This is a genomic window from Acetivibrio sp., from assembly GCF_035371925.1.
Classification (GTDB): Bacteria; Bacillota; Clostridia; order Acetivibrionales; family Acetivibrionaceae; genus Hungateiclostridium.
Window position 1 is genome coordinate 1 of sequence record NZ_DAORXT010000020.1, and the last position, 16,622, is coordinate 16,622.

A 16,622-nucleotide genomic window follows, 5' to 3' on the forward strand; every position below is an offset into this window, starting at 1 on the left:
AAGGAGGTGAAAAAATGATAACACAAAGCATAATTCCCGACTTTATTGCAAAGATGAGTGGCTCTAAAGAAGTGCAAAAATCTTCTGATATCAAAAAAAGCTCTTCATCGCAGTTTAAAAATACTTTTGACCTGGCAGTTGAAAAGTCGAATGTTAAAAAGGGCATTAGTTCCGATGAATACAGAAGGGATGTCAGAGGCAGAGATTATCAACGGCTTCAAAATAAAAATTCCCAAGATGCATTGGAAGCAAGGGAAAACAGGTTGGAAAGAAGCAAGCCTTTTGAAAGAGAATCAAATAAAAAGGCATCAGGATTATCAGACAAGACAGAACGCGTAACCGACGAATACATTGAAAGCGAGAATGATAAAAAGCTCAAGGGAAAGGCAGTGGGAAAAGCTCTGTCGGAAGTCCTCGGGATTAGTGTGGAAGAGCTGGAAAAGCTTATGGCACAATTGGGTATAAGCTTTGAGGATTTTGGCAGTGAAGAAAGCTGTCAAACAGCTGCCGATAAAATCTCCGCCTATCTTGGCTTAAGCTCTGATGAAGAATTGGCCCTGTCCAATCTTATGACTCTTGTCCAAAAAGAAGCACAACAAGCTTTGGCGAAATTAGATGCTGCAAATTACAGCATTGGGGATGAGAATGGAGCAAAAGATGCAGAGCTATATAATTCTCAGGCTCTGATGGTATCAGAGGATGCATCCGCATCAAAAAGTGAAATTGACATCTCTGAAGTAAAAAACAAGCTCGATGAAGAATCTGACGGTTTATTAAATCAAATTGCCGCTAAAGTCGTAGAGGTTTTGGAAGAGGATGAAAATGAATTAGGTATAAAGACACCTGATATAAGCGAAGTGAGCCTTGAAGAGGTTTTCACTGAGACCGAAGTTGAAGACAGCAGCATCAAGGAAATAAAAGCATCCTCGGATGAGAAAAGCAATGCCGGAATGAATGAAGGCACTAATGAAGAAGCAGCATCCATAGCCTCAAAGAACGTCGAGCCGGAGACTGTGACAAAAAACAGTGAAAGCGGACAGTTTGGTGCAATTTCAAACTCAAGCATTGAAAAAGCAGCAGGTCAGGCGGAAGTGGAAAGAGCCCAGAGAAATATCCCTGTAACAAAGAAGGAAATAGTTGAGCAGGTGGTTGAAAAGGCAAAGGTGGTATTAAGCGGTGACAAGAGTGAAATGGTCATTGATTTAAAGCCGGAACACCTTGGTAAACTGGAATTGAAAATTGTTACCGAAAGAGGAATGGTTGTTGCCAAATTTGTTGCAGAGAATGAGCAGGTAAAGGCAGCTTTGGAATCCAACATGGATATGCTCAAGGAGTCTTTGGAAAAGCAGGGCTTTTCGGTAGAAGGATTCAGTGTTACGGTTGGAGACAACAAGGAAAAAAGAGATAGCCGAGATAAGACGAACCGGGGTGCTGCGAACCAAAGGATATCCAATGAAAAACTGCAGGTATCGGATATGGCCGGTGTTGAAAGAATGCAGAAGATTCATGAAAGCATTAATCCATACAGCTATGGAGGCAGCAGTATCAACCTAACGGCATAACAAGGAGGAATCATAATGGCAGTAGATGCTGTAAGCAATCAAAATACCATTGAGGAAATCATCGAAAATACCACAAAGACGTCAAGCAAAAGAAATACCGGGGAACTGGGCAAAGATGAGTTTTTAAACCTTCTCATTACACAGCTTCAATATCAAGACCCTCTAAATCCGGTGGACGACAAGGAATTTATCAGTCAGATGGCACAGTTCAGTGCACTGGAGCAAATGCAGAATCTCAATACAAGTTTTTCTGCCACCAAGGCTTTTAACATGATAGGTAAATACATAACCGGCAGTACTGGTGACAGTACTTCGGGGACAAGCCTTGTGGAAGGTATCGTACGCAGTGTAAAAATGCAAAGCGGAAAAACTTATCTGGAAGTCAATGGCGTGGATATTCCAGTGGAAAATGTGCTCAGTGTTTCAGATGAATATGTTCAGTTCAATAGTTCAAATATTTCCCAATACACCGGAATTATTGGCTATGAGGTAAAAGGAAGCGTGTATGATGCCAAAACCGGAGATATTATAGCAGTGAGCGGAATTGTAAGGGAAATTCAAAAAGGTACCTATGAAAACTATGCTGTAATGGACGGCGTAGAAGTAACAATAACCGATATTAACACTGAGTTTGATTCAGAGAAACCGAACTACAAAAAGGATTATCTTGCGGAAAACATAGGTAACAGAGTTTCTGTGACAATCACCGATGCATACGGTTATGGACTTCAGGTTCCGGTTACCGGTGTTCTTAGAGAATTCAATGTAGCACCTGACGGCAAAATTACCGGAGTTTTGGATGGAGTATATGTACCGGTAGACAGTATCCACAATATAAAGAAACCGTCTGCAAATTCAAGCGTAGCGGACAACACAGCTGAGAATTCTCAAGTTGAAGAGTCTCAAAACGAAGAACCCGATAGCGTGTAACGCCAAAAGCATCGGAGGGAATGTGACATCACAGGCAGGTGAGGTGATAGTGTGATTGTTAATAATAATTATTATGCCAATATCAGAAGGATTAACGGAAGTCCTGGAGCAACGTCAAACATCAAGTCTGACAGGAAAGCTGAGGGAAGTTTTGAGGAGATCTTAAAGAGCAAGGTAAATGAGAATTGCGGGTTGAAATTCTCAAAACATGCAGAGATGAGGCTTCAAGTAAGAAATATCAACCTTACGGATGCTCAAAAGGAAAAGATATCAAAAGCCGTACAAAAGGCAGAGGAAAAAGGCGTAAAGGACTCCCTGGTATTGATGGATGACATTGCCTTTGTAGTAAACATTCGAAACAGGACAGTGATTACTGCCTTAAACAGTAACGAGTTAAAAGAAAATGTATTTACAAATATCGATGGTGCTGTATTTGCATAATACTTTAATCAAACGAAGAAGCATACGATTAAGCATTCGATTTTAAATATGTAGCCGGACCCCTTCAGGGAGGCTATCTATTCCGGACTGACAGAAGGAATGGAAACGATGCACCAACAGTTGAATAATTATACTTGACCGTGAAAGAAGGAGGTCGTTAATTATGATGAGATCCATGTTTTCTGGAGTTTCAGGACTTCAGGCTCATCAAACAAAGATGGACGTTATAGGAAACAATGTAGCAAACGTAAACACTGTAGGTTTTAAATCAAGCAGGGTAACTTTTCAGGAAGTTTTCAGCCAGACTTTAAAGGGTGCCGGTTCTCCGGATCCAACTACGGGAAGAGGAGGCACAAACCCTATGCAGGTAGGATTGGGTCTGGGGGTTGCAACCATTGATACGCTTATGACCCGCGGAAGTGTTCAAAGAACCGATAATCCTACCGACCTTGCAATCGAGGGAGACGGGTTCTTCATTGTAAAAGGCGGAGCTGCTGATACCTTCAAGTTCACAAGGGCAGGAAACTTTGGTATAGACAGGCTGGGCAACCTTGTAACCGGAGGCGGATTGAATGTTTACGGTTGGCAGTCCTATACAAAACAACCGGACGGAACCTATAAATTCGATACCGAAAGTCCAGTTGAACCGATAAATCTTTACTCGGATGATGTAAATAAAAATAAAAGAATGATAGCGGCAAAAGCAACTACTTATGCAATGTTTGAAGGCAATCTGGATGCGTCCTATGCAATTAATACCGGCGCAGCATCCGGTGCATCTTCTGTTACTAATGTAAATAACAATAAATTCACTATGCCTATAACGGTATATGATTCCTTGGGAAACAGCTACAAAATAAGTGTGGCTTTCAGGAAAACTGCAGTTACAGGCGGAGCCACCGAGTGGACATGGGAGGTTGAGTCGGGAAATGGAGTAACAGCTTCGGGAGCTACCGGCACTATACTGTTTGATACCGAGGGGCAGGTAATCGAAACTTCATCGGTTACGCCGACTATAACAATTATACCGGCTAGCAGTGTTGGAAGCCAGAATATTAATGTGAAGCTGGACTTTTCCAGACTTACAATGTATGCGGCAGACAGTTCCGCAAAGGCTACAAATGTAGACGGATACCCGGCAGGTTCCCTTGTAGACTTCAGTATCGGTTCTGACGGAATGATTACCGGTATCTACAGCAACGGAAAGCAGCAACCGCTAGGACTCATAGCCTTGGCAGGCTTCGACAACCCTGCCGGACTTCAAAAGGTTGGAGAGAATATGTATCTTCCGACTACAAACTCCGGCGAGTTCAAAAAAGGTGTCAAGGCAGGTAGTGAAGGACTCGGAAGTTTGAATCCGGGTACGCTGGAAATGTCCAACGTAGACTTGTCAAAAGAGTTCACTGAAATGATTATAACTCAAAGAGGCTTCCAGGCAAACAGCAGAATTATAACAACTTCAGATGAAATGCTTCAGGAACTTGTCAACCTTAAGAGATAATATTTAGGATTTTGGGAGTGTATGGCGGCTTATACCCCGTACACTCCTGAATATAATTAGTTTACGTAATGTTTGAGCGTTGAGGTGAAAAATGTCGAATAATGTATTTTATCACAACACAAGAGAAAAAAACGTAATTTTTTCATAAAAAATATTAATTTTCTATTGAGTTTTTGAGGTAAAAATATTATGATTAAATTAACGAAGTTAAATGGCAAGACATTTGTATTAAACAGTGAATTGATAGAATTCATTGAACAAACTCCGGACACAATTATTTCAACAACTACGGGAAAAAAGATAGTTGTTGTCGAGAGTGTTGAAGAAGTAGTCGAAAAAGTACTGCAATATAAAAGAAAAATCTATCTGTTTAAAGACTTGATTATCAATCAAGACCATTAACATCTTAACGCTCTTCATGTATTCATTATAAATTGCAATGCCTGTTTTTACATCTATTCCAAGGATAAGGGGGCATAAAATTTGGAGCGTAAAAGTAGCTTTTTTGTTCTCATTGGCATAGTTGCATTTCTATCATTAGCCCTTGCGTTGTTGGCAGGATATATCTTCTTCGTACAGGGAGGACAGGACGGTGCGCAGAAATCACCCGATAAGGCAGTCGTGACACCCAAAGACAAAGATCTGATGAAGATTAAACTATTTGATGAAAAAACACCGTTCAACCTTAAAAGTACGGACCCTAAGAAGATATCTGTAATAGTAGTCAATGTTGAAGTGTCGTATTTTGCCAAGGTTAAAAAGATTTCAGACACTACAGCCAAAATAGAGGCAAACAAGAGCAAGCTTCAGGAAATAGTGGGTACATATTTCCAGTCGTTGACTCTTGAAGATGTTATGAAGTCCGATGCAAAGGAAAGAGCCAGGGAAGAACTGACAAAAATGATGAATGACCAATTACTGGCAAACGAAAACACAAATTCCGACATTGTTTATACTGTCGTGTTTGATCAGTGGTTCTACCAGTAGGGGGTGCTTGAACTTGGGAGATATTCTGTCTCAGAATGAAATAGATGATTTACTAAAAGCCCTTAATACAGGTGAATTGGATGTCCAGCAAATCAGTTCAAAAATCGAGGAGAGAAAGGTAAAAACCCACGATTTTAGAAGACCCAGCAAATTTGCCAAAGACCATATTAGGACTTTGAATGTTATTCACGACAACTATGCAAGGCTTATCACAAACTTTCTTTCCGGGTATTTGAGGACTCTTGCTCAAGTAGAGGTTATTTCCGTTGAACCAATAGCTTATTATGAGTTCAACAATTCAATATCAAATCCTGCAGTACTGGCAGTTATTGATTTTTCTCCTCTGTCAGGATCGATTATTCTTGAGATGGCGCCGCCTGTTGCTTATGCGTTGATTGACAGAATTCTTGGCGGAAAAGGCTTGCCAATGGATAGAATGAGGGAATTTACCGAAGTCGAGATTGCCATTGTTGAAAGAATTATCATACAGCTTGTAAACCTTATGCGAGAGCCGTGGGAAAATGTTGTGGAATTGAAACCAAGGCTTGAAAAAATTGAGACTAACTCCCAGTTTGCACAGATTGTCTCGGCCAACGAGACAGTGGCCCTGATTACTTTAGGGGCGAAAATCGGAGAGGTCGAAGGAATGATAAATCTTTGTATTCCTCATATTGTTGTGGAGCCAATAGTTTCAAAATTGAACACCAAGTTTTGGTTTTCCAGCGTTGAAAAAGAGGGTACAAAGGAAGACAAAGAAGCAATTGAGAAGAAGATTGAACATACAAGAGTACCTGTCAGAGCAATACTTGGCAGGGCGACGATTCAAGTGGCGGAGTTTCTTGAATTGCAACCGGGAGATGTAATACCTCTAGATTCGAATGTTAACGGAAATCTTGAGATATTGGTGGGAGAGTTGTTGAAATTCCGTGGTTCTCCCGGAGTCAAGAAAAACAGAAACGCCATTAAAATAACCGAAGTAATAAGAAGGGAGGATGAGTAGCATGGAGGATATGTTGTCCCAGGCTGAAATAGATGCTTTGCTAAACGGTAGCTCATCAGAGGGGAATGAAGAAAGCAGCACAAGTGAGGATCTTACGTCGCAGGAAATTGATGCGTTAGGTGAAATAGGCAACATAAGCATGGGGACTTCTGCTACTACTCTTAATTCGCTGTTAGGACAAAGGGTAGTGATAACAACTCCCACGGTATCAGTATGTACATGGGAAGAATTGGCGAATGAGTACCACAATTCTTATGTGGCTGTTAAAGTGGAATATACTGAAGGACTCGATGGTATGAATCTTCTTCTTCTAAAAGAGGATGACGCGAAAGTAATTACCGATTTGATGATGGGCGGAGACGGAACCAATAAAGATGGCGATTTGAATGATTTGCATTTAAGTGCAATCAGTGAGGCCATGAATCAAATGATTGGTTCGGCAGCTACCTCAATGTCTTCAATGTTTAACAAGAGGATAGATATTTCTCCTCCGAAAGCGTTTCCCATGACTTTAAACGATGCAGTTCCCGAAACTGAATTTCCAAGGGACCAAAAGATAGTGAAAGTTGCATTTAAAATGGTTATCGGAGAATTAATTGACAGTCAAATTATGCAGCTTCTTCCTATTGATTTTGCAAGAGCCATGGTTAATAATATTATGAATTCTGACAGCAGTAGCGAACAGGCAGTTCAAGAGGCTGCAGCCTCTGCTGTTCAAGCACCTGTATCCCAGCAATATGCTCCGCAAGAGCAGTATTATCAAGCACCTCAGCAGCAGTATCCGCAACCGCCTCAGCAGCAGTACCAGCAGCCTTATCCGCCGTATGAGCAACCTGCAAGGCATAACGATGCTGCTTATCGCAATCCGATAAATGTACAGCCTGCACAGTTTGAGGCTTTTGATGACGGGTCGAGAATCTCAATTGAAAAGAAGAATATCGGACTCATTATGGATGTTCCGCTTCAGGTTACAGTTGAGCTTGGAAGGACCAATAAGCTTATCAAGGATATATTGGAATTCGGTCCGGGTTCGATAATTGAGCTTGACAAGCTTGCCGGTGAACCTGTGGATATTCTGGTAAACGGAAAGGTAATTGCCATAGGTGAAGTAGTGGTTATAGATGAGAGCTTTGGTGTCAGGATTACCGACATACTTCATCCTTCCAAAAGGCTTTAGATTGTTGTAATAAGCCGTAAGTTTAAAATAAAGCAAGTTAAATATGTTTTCTGTCTTATCTTTTTTACAATGGAATAGACTAAAATTTAAGGAGAGGGTAAACAATGGGAAAAAGGATTCTTATAGTCGATGATGCTGCGTTTATGAGGATGATGATTAAGGATATTCTTACAAAAAACGGGTATGAGGTTGCAGGAGAAGCTGAGAACGGAGCAAGGGCAATTGACAAGTATAAGGAACTCAATCCCGATTTGGTAATTATGGATATTACTATGCCTGAAGTGGACGGTATAGCAGCTGTAAGGGAAATCAAAAAGATCAATTCCGATTCGAAAATTATTATGTGTTCTGCTATGGGGCAGCAGGCCATGGTTATTGAATCCATTCAGGCAGGAGCAAGGGATTTTATTGTAAAGCCTTTTCAAGCTGAAAGGGTAGTTGAGGCAGTTAAAAAAGTTCTGGGATAGTTTTCAACGGCAAATAAAATTATAGAGATGGCAACCTTGAGAGAGGGAGTATAAAATGCAGACTTTTATTAGTGCTGTTATGTTTACTATTGTTTTTGGTTCTATTCTCTTTTTGGCTTATGTTACCACAAAATTTATCGGAACCAAAACAAACAGGATTGTTAGAGGTAAATATATAAAAATAATTGAAACTGTCAATCTGGGGTTTGACAGCAAGCTGCACTTGGTAAAGGCAGGAGATGAATTTATTTTAGTATCAGCTTGCGGGAAAAATATTCAAATTCTGACCAAGGTGCAATTGGGCGATTATTCTTCCGAGGAAGAGGAACAGGGCGACAATGTTTTTAACTTCAAGGAATTTTTCAATAAATATGCACAAGGCTTTTCAAAGAATCGGGAAGGTATATCATTTTTCAAATCGGAAAGCGGTGAGAAAGACAAAGCCGGAAGTACACCGGTATTTAATTCAAATCTCAATCGATTGAGAAAAATTACAGCAAGTATCGCAAATTAAAAGACAGAAGATGGAGAGGAATTTACCAATGAAAACTAAGCTAAGATATCTTGGGATTGCTTTGTTGATAATAATAGTGTTTATGTTAATAACGTCAAGTGTTTATGCTGAGCCGGATTCAATAGCTGTGCCCAAGCTGGGCTTTACAGTGGAATCTTCCGACAATCCCGAAGATGTTTCAACCACTATTCAGATAATTGTGCTTCTGACAGTGTTGACATTGGCTCCATCAATATTAATTATGATGACAAGCTTTGTCAGAATAATTATTGTACTGTCTTTTTTCAGAAATGCGATTGGAACGCAACAAATGCCGCCGAATCAAGTATTGATTGGGCTAGCTTTGTTTTTAACCTTGTTTATCATGAGACCTGTATTGACAGAGATAAACGATACTGCTTTCAAGCCTTATTCAAATCAGCAAATTACTCAGGAAGTTGCGTTGGAAAGGTCTTCGGACATTATTAAAAAATTTATGTTGGGACAGACATCTAAAAATGATCTTGCTCTTTTTGTATCGCTGTCCGGTATGGAAACACCTATAAAAGAAGAAGATATTCCAAAACTTCCGTTAACCATTATTATTCCGGCGTTTATAATAAGTGAGCTTACAATAGCCTTTAAAATTGGGTTTTTAATATATATTCCTTTTCTGGTAATTGACATGGTAGTTTCAAGTACTCTTATGTCCATGGGTATGATGATGCTTCCTCCTGTAATGATATCCCTTCCTTTTAAAATTTTGTTGTTTATCATGGTTGGAGGATGGAATCTAATGACGCAAATGATTGTAAACAGCTTTGTTACGTAAATGACTTATGTATCATTTCTTTAAAAAAATTAAGCAACGGCAGGGGGGAAGTACTATGGAACAGGGATTGGTAATGGAATTGGCACAGAAGGCAATTATGACGGTTTTATATGTATCTGCACCAATGCTTGGGCTCAGCTTGCTTGTTGGGCTTGCAATAAGTATTTTTCAGGCCACGACCCAGATTCAGGAGCAGACCCTTACCTTTATACCTAAAATATTGGCTGTTCTCGGGGCAATAGTAATTTTCGGTCCGTGGATGCTCAGAACACTGATTGAATTTACCCAGACGATTTACATGAACATAAATCACTACATCAGATAAACTTAAGCTCATAAACTGGAGGATAATAAATTGTTTGTTTTAGAAGGAGTTTTGCATGTTGATATAGAAGTATTTATGTTAATATTCGTTAGAATGACAGGTCTGTTTGTAATAGCTCCCATTTTTGGGACAAGGAATATACCGGCATATTTGAAAATTGGGTTTTCATTCATGCTGGCATTGATACTTGTAAACACCATTAAGGTTCAGGAGCTTTATTTTAGCAATATTTATGAATATTTTGTTCTTGTTTTGAAAGAGTTCGTGGTGGGAATTACCTTAGGTTATGTGTCGTATCTGGTTTTTACAGCTATTTATGTTGCGGGACAGTTTATAGACATGCAAATTGGCTTTGGAGTGGTAAATGTTATTGACCCGATAAGCAGTACACAGGTATCTATTACGTCAACTTTTTATTTCCTGCTGTGTATGCTGGTTTTTCTGATTTGCAGAGGCCATCATATATTAATAAGGGCATTATTTTTAAGCTACAACTATATACCCATTGGAGCCGGCGTGTTTGGTGAGGAAATAGTTAATGACATAATAAGGGTTTTTGGAAACATATTTCTGATTTCCTTTAAAATCAGTGCACCTATTACTATATCAATAATGATAAGCGAGGTGGCACTGGGAGTTGTTTCAAAGACGGTACCGCAGCTTAATGTATTTATGGTGGGAATGCCGCTTAAGATTATTCTTGGGTTGGCAATAATGGTTATAACAATACCTATGTTTGTAAATCTTGTTGAAAGTCTAATAACGGGTATTGACAGTGAAATGCATATTTTTCTCAAGGATATGGCACCAAAATGAAACTAAAATATTTTCTGCAAAAAAAATTATTATATTTATGTAAAAATAAAAACTTCAAAGACCATCCGGGAAGTACCGTGAAAATAAAGGCAAATTTGCAGCTGTTTGCCGACAATGGCGACAAGACTGAAAAGGCCACTCCAAGAAAAAGGTCAAAGGCAAGAGAGGAAGGCCAGGTACTTCAGAGCAGGGAGCTGAATTCGGCTATAGTTCTTTTAAGCACTTTTGTAACATTAAGGATTCTAGGCAAATATATGTATGAACAGATTTTAGAATGCTTAAAAGTAGCTATTACCGTTTATCCGACAAATGATGGCTTGTTTTCAATTGAAGGCTTGATGGATGTTTATGTTGCGACAGTGGTAACTTTTTTGAAAATTGCAGCTCCGGTGCTTTTAGTGGCATTAATTGCAGGTGTTGCATCTGCATATGCCCAAGTAGGGTTTCTGTTTACTACCAAGACACTGGGGATAAAGCTAAACAGGATTAATCCTCTTAACGGATTCAAAAGGATTTTTTCACCGAAATCCTTGGTAGAACTTTTAAAATCGATTATAAAGATTGCAATAGTGGGCTATATAGGATATTCGTATATCAAGGTTGAAATGACAGATGTATTGAGCATGATGGATGTGGATGTGAAAAGCTCCGCTTCATATCTTGGCTCTACAATTATAAATGCGGCAATAAGGATGTGCATTGCCTTTGTTGTAATAGGAGTAGCCGATTACGGTTACCAGTGGTGGGAATATGAGAAAAGTCTTAGGATGTCAAAACAGGAAATTAAGGAAGAAAATAAAGAGGTAGAGGGAAATCCGGAAATTAAATCAAAGATAAGGCAAAAGCAAAGACAGATGTCAATGAGAAGAATGCTTCAGGATATCCCAAAAGCAGATGTGGTTATAACAAACCCGACACATTATGCGGTAGCAGTTAAATATGACCCCAAGGAATCTGATGCCCCTATTGTTGTTGCAAAGGGACAGGATTATATAGCATTGAGAATAAAGGAAGTAGCAAAAGAGAATAAAGTGGAAATTGTAGAAAACAAACCTCTTGCAAGAACGCTTTACAATACTGTGGAAATAGGCGGCAAAATACCTCCGGAGCTATACCAGGCAGTAGCCGAGGTTCTTGCCTTTGTATATAGTTTGAAGGAAAAAATAAGATAATAGCATCTATGGTAACTAAAGTTGCACATAAGGGGTGAAATGGTGTGAAGACCAAAATTGGAGATATTTCTGTAGCAGTTATGTTTGTTGCTGTAGTACTGATAATTATTTTGCCTGTTCCAAGTGGAATGTTAGATATTCTTCTTGCACTTAATATATCGTTGGCTGTTGTTATTCTCCTTAACGTCGTTTACTCAAATGAGCCGCTTCAATTGTCGGTTTTTCCGTCCTTGCTGCTTTTTACTACATTATATCGTTTGGCATTAAACATTAAGTCAACAACATTGATACTCGCGCAGGGAGAGGCGGGAGAGGTTATTCGAGGATTCGGAAACTTTGTCGCCCAGGGAAATCTTGTGGTGGGTGCCATAATATTCTTAATCATCACCATTGTTCAGTTCCTTGTAATAACCAAGGGTACCGAGAGAGTATCCGAAGTTGCGGCAAGATTTACCCTCGATGCAATGCCGGGTAAACAGATGGCAATAGATGCAGATTTAAACGCCGGGCTTATAAGTGAGGCGGAAGCCCGGGAAAGAAGAAAGAAAGTTCAGAGGGAAGCCGATTTCTATGGAGCCATGGACGGTGCTACCAAGTTTGTAAAGGGAGATGCCATCGCAGGCCTTATAATAACCGTCATAAATATTGTGGGCGGAATCATTATCGGTGTGGTAATGAGAAATGAAGAAAGAGGTGCTGCCCTGCAAACTTATTCAATACTTACCATAGGAGACGGACTGGTAAGCCAGGTACCTGCATTGTTGATATCGGTGGCAACCGGACTTATAGTTACAAAGTCCACTTCCGACGAAGGCTTGAGTAAAGATTTGAAAAAACAGATAGTATACAATCCCAAAGTGTTCTTCATTGCGGCAGGATTTTGTGTATTGCTGTCAATACCTTTGGCCACTATTCCTTTTCTGGCATTGGCAGCTTTATTTGTAATAATAGGATTGCGGCTTAGGAAGCAAAGTGCTGAGGTCGAAAAACAGGAAGAAATACAGATTGAACAAAATGAAGTTGAGGAGATCAGAAAGCCTGAAAATGTCGTGAACTTGCTTCAGGTTGACCCTATAGAGCTGGAGTTTGGTTACGGTATCATACCTTTGGCAGATGTCAATCAAGGTGGAGACCTTTTGGACAGGGTGGTTATGATTAGAAGGCAGCTTGCCTTGGAGCTGGGAATGATAGTACCTATAATAAGGCTTAGGGACAATATACAGTTAAATCCCAATGAATATGTGATAAAAATAAAAGGAGTTGAGGTGGCCGGTGGAGAATTAATGCTTGACCACTATCTTGCAATGAGTCCCGGATTTGTGGAAGAGGAGATAGAGGGAATCAAGACAACAGAACCGGCATTTGGTCTGCCTGCTGTATGGGTAACCGAAGCTCAGAGGGACAGAGCAGAGATGCTGGGATATACTGTGGTAGACCCGCCGTCTATAATAGCAACTCATTTGACTGAAGTAATTAAAGCCCATGCCCATGAGCTTACGGGAAGACAGGAAATCCAGACAATTATTGACAAAGTGAAAGAAAATTACCCTGCCATAGTCGAGGAGCTTGTTCCGAAGGTGATGACAATCGGAGAAATTCAGAAGGTAATCGCAAATTTGTTAAAAGAAGGTGTATCGGTAAGGGATATTGTAACGATTTTGGAAACCCTGGCGGATTATGCACCGACCACTCATGACACCGACATGCTGACGGAGTATGTGAGACAGGCTCTCGGAAGGGCAATTTCGAAAAAGTTTATCAAGGATAAAAAGTCTACGGTTATAACTTTAGATCCCAAGCTTGAACAGATAATAATGGATTCTGTTCAAAAAACAGAACAAGGTTCTTATCTTACTTTGGAACCAAGTGTAATAAATAAAATTTTAAGCAATCTGTCGAAACAAGTTCAAAAATTGCTGCAGCTGGGCCAGCAGCCCATAGTTCTTGCTTCACCTTTTGTAAGACTATATTTCAGAAGACTATCCGAACAAGCAATACCGGGATTGGTAGTTTTATCATACAACGAACTTGACCCAGGAGTCGAGATTCAGTCAATAGGGACGGTGAGCATATAAAATGAAAATCAGAAGATATATCGGTAAAGATACTCATGAAGCTCTATTAAAAGTGAAAATGGACCTTGGTAGTGAGGCGGTAATATTAAATACCAGAAAGATAAGGCAGAAGGGGTTCTTTAAAATATTTTCAAAGCCCTTGGTTGAAGTTTTGGCTTCCGTGGACGACAGTTACGTACCCGCTACCAAAAGGACAGCTTCCGAAAATAGAGTAAGGGACGATAAAGAGTATAATACCGCAGGAAGCAATAACTTACGCTTTAATGAAAACTCAAAAAGTAAATCCGACGAAAAGGAGGATAAAATACATCAGTTAGAGAATAAAATAATTGGTATGGAAGCGACACTAAATAAAATTTATGAGCAAATCCAACAGCCTTCCAATAAACTGAGTGCTGCCGCGAATGAGGGCAATGCACAGTCGCAGTCTAAAGTTCTGGACCTGTTTTACAACAATCTGTTGAAAAATGAAGTGGATATGGAGATAGTAACGCAGCTTATCAGTGTTGTACGGGGAAAGGTAAAAGAAAATGTAAGTGTAAATGAAACTGCATCAATACTCTACAACCTAATTTCGGAAATGATAGGAAAGCCCTCATCCATAAAACTGAGGGATGACGGCAAGCCGACAGTAATAATGCTTGTGGGGCCGACCGGTGTGGGAAAAACCACAACTTTGGCAAAGATTGCTGCAAATTATTCGTTAAATCAGAATAAAAATGTTGGGTTGATTACTGCCGACACATATCGTATTGCTGCGGTGGAACAGCTGAAAACTTACGCTGAGATACTGGGAATGCCCCTTAAAGTTATATATTCGGTTAATGAAATTCATGAAGCCATAAACGAATACAGCGATAAAGACTTGATTCTTATTGACACTGCAGGAAGAAGCTATAAAAACAAAGACCATTTTGATGAGTTAAAGATGCTGGTTGAAGCAACCCAGGCAGATGAAATCTTCCTTGTGCTAAGTACCACTACAGGTATGAAAAACTGCAGAGAAATCATTGAACACTATAGCTTTTTGGAAAACTACAAACTTATTTTTACAAAACTGGATGAAAGTTCGTCTTTTGGACTTATACTGAATTCAAGACGCCTGACCAATAGGGATTTGTCCTTTGTCACCACCGGCCAGAGTGTACCGGATGATATTGAGCTTGCAAATGTTGATATGATAACAAAAAACTTGTTAGGGAGCATTTCGTAGATGATGGATCAAGCGCAAAAACTCAGGCAAATTATAGACAATTTAAAAGTAAGAGATGCTGTGGCTTTAGACAATCCCGTGGGCGTCAAGGAAAAAAACGCTAAGGTCATTACTGTAACCAGCGGAAAGGGTGGTGTGGGCAAGACCAATTTTACAATAAATCTTGCCATAGCTTTAAGTGAGCTGGGCCAACGTGTGACCATTCTAGATGCGGATTTTGGTTTGGCAAATGTTGACATTCTCTTGGGTATTGTGCCCAAATATACCTTGGTGGATGTTCTATACAATAGAAGAAATATACTTGAGGCTTTGACTGACGGACCCAAAAATATAAAGTTTATGTCCGGAGGTTCGGGTGTTGAAGAGCTGGTAAAGCTCGACGGCACTCAGCTTGAGAAATTCGTTAACAATATTTCTCTTTTGGACAAGCTTTCGGATGTTATACTGATTGACACGGGAGCCGGACTTTCGGATAGTGTGATGAGTTTTGTAATGGCAGCCGACGAGGTGTTTCTTGTAACAACTCCGGAGCCGACTTCCATTACGGATGCATATGCGCTGATAAAGATGGTATCGAACAGGGATAATAACAAGATAATAAAGGTTGTTGTCAACAGAGCCGAAAATGCAAATGAAGCAAAGGACATATTAAACAGACTTTCGATTGTAGCAGAGAAATTTCTTGCAATGAAGCTTTATCCGCTGGGATTTGTTCCCCAGGATGAATCGGTAATAAAAGCAGTGAAAATGCAGCAGCCGTTTTCTTTGAGCTTCCCTAAAAGTGATGCTGCAAAGCAGATAAAAGAGATTTCAAGAAGATTGATGGAAGGAAATGCAGATATAACGAATCGCCAGGAAAGTGGAATAAAGGGCTTTGTTAGAAGACTTGTAAACCTTATGAATGCTTAATAGTCAGAACCAATCGTATTAAGAATACTTATACGGAGGTAATATATGAGGTTTAACCAATTGAAAGTGGGGCTTAAGCTAGAATTAAAACTTCAAAGTCTGGACGGTAACGGCGGCGATTCTGTTTTTGTCAGCGAATTTGAATGGGCTGAAAACGACAGGATAATATACATTGCAGCTCCGATAAAGCAGGGCAGAATCTATCCTGTCGGCATTGGCCAGAAACTTGAAATAGTGTTTATAAAAGATGACAGCCTTTATGAATTTAACGGAAAGGTTATTGGAAGAGAAGTAAGGCATAATATAAGTCTTTTGAGAGTTGAAATAACATCTGAGATAAAAAGGATACAACGGCGGGACTTCTTCAGATTTGACTGTTCAATTCCGGTAAGTTACAGGATAGTTGACAAGCCGGGAATCTATGACAATCAAAGAAAGTTTACAAAATCATATACCAGAGATTTAAGCGGAGGCGGAGTGTGTATAAGGCTGAAAGAAAGAATTGAAACAGGGCAGTTGTTACGTTGCGAGTTGTCATTAAATGATTTCAACAAAGTAAGCTTTTTGGGAAGAGTAGTTCGGCTGACGGAATATGACAAAGAAAATGATGTTTATAAGTATGAAATAGGAATTAAATTTGAAGAAATTGAGGAAAAAGACAGGGAAAGAATTATTAGCTATATATTTCAGGAACAAAGAAGACTTATAAAAAAGGGTTGATA

Annotated in this window: 18 protein-coding genes; all 18 read left to right on the top strand. The window is 39.7% G+C overall.

The genetic code is table 11. The annotated features are described in order from the left end of the window. The first annotated feature begins 14 nt into the window (after positions 1 to 14). Positions 15 to 1,562, top strand: coding sequence for a flagellar hook-length control protein FliK (locus tag PLH43_RS04435; protein WP_324360503.1), 1,548 nt, complete (start codon positions 15 to 17; stop codon positions 1,560 to 1,562). Positions 1,563 to 1,577: 15 nt separating this feature from the next. Beyond that, positions 1,578 to 2,492, top strand: a complete 915-nt coding sequence (locus PLH43_RS04440; protein WP_324360505.1) for a flagellar hook capping FlgD N-terminal domain-containing protein — start codon at positions 1,578 to 1,580, stop codon at positions 2,490 to 2,492. 51 nt (positions 2,493 to 2,543) lie between these two features. Continuing rightward, complete coding sequence (locus PLH43_RS04445) at positions 2,544 to 2,933, top strand: TIGR02530 family flagellar biosynthesis protein (protein WP_324360507.1); 390 nt, start codon at positions 2,544 to 2,546, stop codon at positions 2,931 to 2,933. Positions 2,934 to 3,096: 163 nt separating this feature from the next. Further along, positions 3,097 to 4,434, top strand: coding sequence for a flagellar hook protein FlgE (locus PLH43_RS04450; protein WP_324360509.1), 1,338 nt, complete (start codon positions 3,097 to 3,099; stop codon positions 4,432 to 4,434). Between the two features lie 189 nt (positions 4,435 to 4,623). After that, positions 4,624 to 4,836: a flagellar FlbD family protein gene (locus PLH43_RS04455; protein WP_324360510.1), complete on the top strand. Its 213-nt coding sequence runs from the start codon at positions 4,624 to 4,626 to the stop codon at positions 4,834 to 4,836. Between the two features lie 81 nt (positions 4,837 to 4,917). After that, positions 4,918 to 5,421 carry a flagellar basal body-associated FliL family protein gene (locus PLH43_RS04460; RefSeq protein ID WP_324360512.1) on the top strand — a complete coding sequence of 168 codons (504 nt, stop codon included), beginning with the start codon at positions 4,918 to 4,920 and terminating at the stop codon, positions 5,419 to 5,421. Positions 5,422 to 5,434: 13 nt separating this feature from the next. Then, positions 5,435 to 6,421 (top strand): flagellar motor switch protein FliM, encoded by a 987-nt coding sequence (gene fliM, locus PLH43_RS04465; RefSeq protein WP_324360514.1) that lies wholly within the window; start codon positions 5,435 to 5,437, stop codon positions 6,419 to 6,421. A 1-nt stretch (position 6,422) separates the two neighbouring features. Continuing rightward, positions 6,423 to 7,598, top strand: coding sequence for a flagellar motor switch phosphatase FliY (gene fliY / locus PLH43_RS04470; protein ID WP_324360516.1), 1,176 nt, complete (start codon positions 6,423 to 6,425; stop codon positions 7,596 to 7,598). 104 nt (positions 7,599 to 7,702) lie between these two features. Then, entirely contained in the window at positions 7,703 to 8,065 is a 363-nt protein-coding gene (locus tag PLH43_RS04475) for a response regulator (protein ID WP_038289126.1), read from the top strand. Between the two features lie 55 nt (positions 8,066 to 8,120). Further along, positions 8,121 to 8,579, top strand: a complete 459-nt coding sequence (locus PLH43_RS04480; protein WP_324360521.1) for a flagellar biosynthetic protein FliO — start codon at positions 8,121 to 8,123, stop codon at positions 8,577 to 8,579. 28 nt (positions 8,580 to 8,607) lie between these two features. Then, positions 8,608 to 9,390, top strand: coding sequence for a flagellar type III secretion system pore protein FliP (gene fliP, locus PLH43_RS04485; RefSeq protein WP_324360522.1), 783 nt, complete (start codon positions 8,608 to 8,610; stop codon positions 9,388 to 9,390). Positions 9,391 to 9,445: 55 nt separating this feature from the next. Further along, complete coding sequence (gene fliQ, locus PLH43_RS04490) at positions 9,446 to 9,715, top strand: flagellar biosynthesis protein FliQ (RefSeq protein WP_324360524.1); 270 nt, start codon at positions 9,446 to 9,448, stop codon at positions 9,713 to 9,715. A 30-nt stretch (positions 9,716 to 9,745) separates the two neighbouring features. Beyond that, the gene (gene fliR / locus PLH43_RS04495; RefSeq protein WP_324360526.1) at positions 9,746 to 10,531 is read left to right on the top strand and encodes a flagellar biosynthetic protein FliR; all 786 of its coding nucleotides are present in this window, start codon (positions 9,746 to 9,748) and stop codon (positions 10,529 to 10,531) included. Then, positions 10,528 to 11,703 carry a flagellar biosynthesis protein FlhB gene (gene flhB / locus PLH43_RS04500; RefSeq protein WP_324360528.1) on the top strand — a complete coding sequence of 392 codons (1,176 nt, stop codon included), beginning with the start codon at positions 10,528 to 10,530 and terminating at the stop codon, positions 11,701 to 11,703. The genes fliR and flhB overlap by 4 nt, the downstream gene beginning before the upstream one ends. A 44-nt stretch (positions 11,704 to 11,747) precedes the next feature. Beyond that, a complete protein-coding gene (gene flhA / locus PLH43_RS04505) occupies positions 11,748 to 13,778 on the top strand; it encodes a flagellar biosynthesis protein FlhA (RefSeq protein WP_324360530.1) in 2,031 nt (676 codons plus the stop codon). Between the two features lies 1 nt (position 13,779). Continuing rightward, the gene (gene flhF / locus PLH43_RS04510) at positions 13,780 to 14,991 is read left to right on the top strand and encodes a flagellar biosynthesis protein FlhF (protein WP_324360532.1); all 1,212 of its coding nucleotides are present in this window, start codon (positions 13,780 to 13,782) and stop codon (positions 14,989 to 14,991) included. Further along, complete coding sequence (locus tag PLH43_RS04515; RefSeq protein ID WP_324360534.1) at positions 14,992 to 15,900, top strand: MinD/ParA family protein; 909 nt, start codon at positions 14,992 to 14,994, stop codon at positions 15,898 to 15,900. Positions 15,901 to 15,945: 45 nt separating this feature from the next. Further along, on the top strand, positions 15,946 to 16,620 hold the full coding sequence (locus PLH43_RS04520) for a flagellar brake protein (RefSeq protein WP_324360537.1): 675 nt from the start codon (positions 15,946 to 15,948) through the stop codon (positions 16,618 to 16,620). The last annotated feature ends 2 nt before the right edge of the window (positions 16,621 to 16,622 follow it).

What these genes read in the sequence shown, in the direction of transcription:
- PLH43_RS04435 (WP_324360503.1), top strand. Translation starts at nt 15, where the DNA reads ATGATAACACAAAGCATAATTCCCGACTTTATTGCAAAGATGAGTGGC.
- PLH43_RS04440 (WP_324360505.1), top strand. Translation starts at nt 1,578, where the DNA reads ATGGCAGTAGATGCTGTAAGCAATCAAAATACCATTGAGGAAATCATC.
- PLH43_RS04450 (WP_324360509.1), top strand. Translation starts at nt 3,097, where the DNA reads ATGATGAGATCCATGTTTTCTGGAGTTTCAGGACTTCAGGCTCATCAA.
- PLH43_RS04455 (WP_324360510.1), top strand. Translation starts at nt 4,624, where the DNA reads ATGATTAAATTAACGAAGTTAAATGGCAAGACATTTGTATTAAACAGT.
- fliY (WP_324360516.1), top strand. Translation starts at nt 6,423, where the DNA reads ATGGAGGATATGTTGTCCCAGGCTGAAATAGATGCTTTGCTAAACGGT.
- PLH43_RS04475 (WP_038289126.1), top strand. Translation starts at nt 7,703, where the DNA reads ATGGGAAAAAGGATTCTTATAGTCGATGATGCTGCGTTTATGAGGATG.
- PLH43_RS04480 (WP_324360521.1), top strand. Translation starts at nt 8,121, where the DNA reads ATGCAGACTTTTATTAGTGCTGTTATGTTTACTATTGTTTTTGGTTCT.
- fliP (WP_324360522.1), top strand. Translation starts at nt 8,608, where the DNA reads ATGAAAACTAAGCTAAGATATCTTGGGATTGCTTTGTTGATAATAATA.
- fliQ (WP_324360524.1), top strand. Translation starts at nt 9,446, where the DNA reads ATGGAACAGGGATTGGTAATGGAATTGGCACAGAAGGCAATTATGACG.
- flhB (WP_324360528.1), top strand. Translation starts at nt 10,528, where the DNA reads ATGAAACTAAAATATTTTCTGCAAAAAAAATTATTATATTTATGTAAA.
- flhF (WP_324360532.1), top strand. Translation starts at nt 13,780, where the DNA reads ATGAAAATCAGAAGATATATCGGTAAAGATACTCATGAAGCTCTATTA.
- PLH43_RS04515 (WP_324360534.1), top strand. Translation starts at nt 14,992, where the DNA reads ATGATGGATCAAGCGCAAAAACTCAGGCAAATTATAGACAATTTAAAA.
- PLH43_RS04520 (WP_324360537.1), top strand. Translation starts at nt 15,946, where the DNA reads ATGAGGTTTAACCAATTGAAAGTGGGGCTTAAGCTAGAATTAAAACTT.